This window comes from Nonomuraea terrae (assembly GCF_004348995.1).
Classification (GTDB): Bacteria; Actinomycetota; Actinomycetes; order Streptosporangiales; family Streptosporangiaceae; genus Nonomuraea; species Nonomuraea terrae.
In genome coordinates this window covers 1-2,268 of record NZ_SMKQ01000415.1, presented here as the reverse complement: position 1 = coordinate 2,268, position 2,268 = coordinate 1, and the positions used below count along the sequence as shown (strand labels likewise).

Sequence of the window (2,268 nt, the reverse complement as noted above, 5' to 3'; positions counted from 1 at the left end):
GTGCAGGAGTTCGACGGCGGCGATGAACTGGTCGAGGTCGACGTGCAGGATCCAGTCCCTGGTGGACATGTGCTCAGTATGGCCGCTGGTCAGATGGGTGTCGTCGCGTTGGCGGTGTGCGTGGCCGAGGGGGAGGTCCTGTTCGGTGTGTGTGGACATGCTGACGATCGCCTGGGTGGTGGCGGCCGTGGGGAGACGGTTCGAGCGCGGAACGCCTAGCGGGGCTTTGGGGCGGAGTGGTAGTGGTGGGTTCGCCGTGAGCTGATCGTGGGAAGTGCAGACAGCAACCCAACATGAGTAGGGTCGCCCTAGGAACACTGACGTTTGGAGGGAGTCGCGTGGCATCGCACAGGGATCTGCCCGTCGGCTTGGTGAATCAGCTTTTCAGCAACACCGGAACTTCCTCGTTCTCGGAGTTTCTCAGCTCATATGCTCCTCAGTTGCTGCCGCAGCGGGACGAGGTGCTGGCCACGCCGATCGGCGACCAGGTGCCGCACGCGACCACGATCGTGGCCGCCACCTTCGCCGGCGGCGTGGTGATGGCCGGCGACCGGCGGGCGACGTCGGGCAACATCATCTCGCAGCGTGACGTGGAGAAGGTGTTCCGCGCCGACGACTACTCGTGCATGGGCATCGCGGGCACGGCCAGCACCGGCATCGAATTCGCCCGGCTGTTCCGCGTCGAGCTGGAGCACTACGAGAAGCTCGAGGGTCGCACGATGTCGGTGGCCGGTAAGGCCAACCGGCTGGCGACCATGATCAGGAGCAATCTCGCCATGGCGATGCAGGGGCTGGTGGTGGTGCCGCTGTTCGCCGCCTACGACCCTGACAAGGACGAGGGTCGTATCTTCAGCTACGACGTGGCGGGCGGGCCGTACGAGCGGGAGCGGTTCGACGCGATCGGGTCCGGCTCGATCTTCGCTCGCGGGGCGATGAAGAAGCTCTACCGCGAGGGCGCGTCGAGCGACGACATGGCGATGACGGTGATCCAGGCGCTCTACGACGCGGCCGACGACGACTCTGCCACCGGTGGGCCCGACGTCACCAGGAAGATCTGGCCCATCGTGGGGGTGATCGACGCGGACGGCTTCCGCCGCCTGTCCGACGACCAGGTCGCCGGTTACGTTCAGCAGATGCTCGATGCGCGCCTGATCTCGCCCGACGGCCCTATCGCCCCGCTGCGTTAAGAAAGGACCACCACACGTGTCCATGCCTTTCGGATATGCGTCCCCTGAGCAGATCATGCGGGACAAGGCCGACTACGCGCGCAAGGGCATCGCGCGGGGCCGGTCCGTCGTCGTGTTGCAGTACATCGACGGCATCCTGTTCGTCGCGCCGAACCCGTCACGGGCGCTGCACAAGATCAGCGAGATCTACGATCGCATCGGGTTCGCGGCGGTGGGGCGCTACAACGAGTTCGAGGAGCTGAGGCTCGGCGGCATCCGCTACGCCGACATCAACGGCTACACCTACGACCGCTCCGACGTCACCGGGCGCGGCCTGGCCAATCTTTACGCCTCCAACCTGGGCCGCATCTTCACCGAGTCGATCAAGTCGCTGGAGGTGGAGGTCGTCGTCGCGGAGGTGGGCGACACGAAGGACGGTGACGCGATCTACCGCCTCACCTTCGACGGGTCGGTCTTCGACGAGCACGGTTTCGCCGCGATGGGCGGCCAGGCCGAGGCCGTGGTGGGCCGGTTGAAGGAGCGCTACCGCGAGTCAATGTCGCTGGCGGACGCCCTTGATGTGGCGCTGGGCGCGCTGACCGAGCCGGGTGGGGAGCGGCCGCCGGTGACCCAGCTGGAGGTGGCCGTTCTCGACCGCAACCGGGAGAACCGCAAGTTCCAGCGGCTGACCGGGGCGCGCCTGGAGCGTCTGCTCACCCAGGCGTCCACCCCGCCGGCCTCGCCTGAGACCCCGTCCTCGTCTTCCGGCGACTCTCCCACGCCGCCGCCCACGGGGCCTGACGGCGACGTGGACGACGGCTCTTCGCCTCTGTAGGGGCTTGAGGATGTCGTGCGGGGGCTGCCGGTGGCGGCCCCCGCCGCCGTTGTGCCGCAGCGCACTTCTGGGCGTTCCTGTGGGGGTACGGGCGTGCGTGGCCGAGGGCTGGTGGCTGCACGGACGGGTGAATGCGCCTGCAGGGCTCCAGGGCTGGGGTGAGCTGCGGGACACCCAACGGCCATCCCCGCCATGCCTGTAGACGTTCACAGCGGCGCAGCACGTTGAACCCCACGGTGGTGCTGTTGGGGCGGGGCTCCTGAGTGG

At 67.6% G+C, this 2,268-nt stretch carries 2 protein-coding genes; both read left to right on the top strand.

Translation table 11 applies throughout. The features are described from left to right. Window positions 1-338: 338 nt before the first annotated feature. On the top strand, window positions 339-1,187 hold the full coding sequence (gene prcB, locus E1286_RS47015) for a proteasome subunit beta (RefSeq protein ID WP_132623882.1): 849 nt from the start codon (window positions 339-341) through the stop codon (window positions 1,185-1,187). A gap of 22 nt (window positions 1,188-1,209) precedes the next feature. Continuing rightward, complete coding sequence (prcA, locus tag E1286_RS47010) at window positions 1,210-2,001, top strand: proteasome subunit alpha (protein WP_132623884.1); 792 nt, start codon at window positions 1,210-1,212, stop codon at window positions 1,999-2,001. Window positions 2,002-2,268 lie beyond the last annotated feature (267 nt).